Source organism: Mesorhizobium sp. M7A.F.Ca.CA.004.04.2.1 (genome assembly GCF_004022825.1).
Taxonomy (GTDB): domain Bacteria; phylum Pseudomonadota; class Alphaproteobacteria; order Rhizobiales; family Rhizobiaceae; genus Mesorhizobium.
Map to the genome: position 1 here is coordinate 1 of NZ_RZPH01001818.1, position 417 is coordinate 417.

General features: G+C 60.4%; 1 protein-coding gene. It reads right to left on the minus strand.

Features of this window, described 5'->3' with window-relative positions:
* Window positions 1-417 (minus strand): GntR family transcriptional regulator (locus EN893_RS37740; RefSeq protein ID WP_128362348.1); only part of this gene is annotated, 417 nt, incomplete at both ends.

Genomic DNA, 417 nt, shown 5'->3' on the forward strand with positions numbered 1-417 from the left:
GACGAAGCGCTCTTCCAGCTGCACCGGCAGATCATTCTCGAAATTGACGACGACGGAATGATAGATCGAGACGCGCTTTGGAAACTCGAACGACAGCGCCAGCTCCTTTGTCGGCATGATGGTTTCGAGGACGAGGACTTCGGAACGATGCCTGTTGCCGCGCTCGACGATCTCGGCTGCGATGTTGTTGATCTCGATCAGCGTCGATTGCGGCCGCGGCGGCGCGATGAAGGTTCCCACACCTTGCAGGCGGATCAGGAACCCGGCCGAGGTCAACTCTCTGAGCGCCCGGTGAACCGTCATCCGCGACACGCCGAGCGACGCCACCAACTCGTTCTCGGACGGCAGCTTGCGATCCTTGCCCCACCGGCCCGTTCCGATGTTCGCCAGGATGTAGTCCTTCACCTTCTCGTAAAG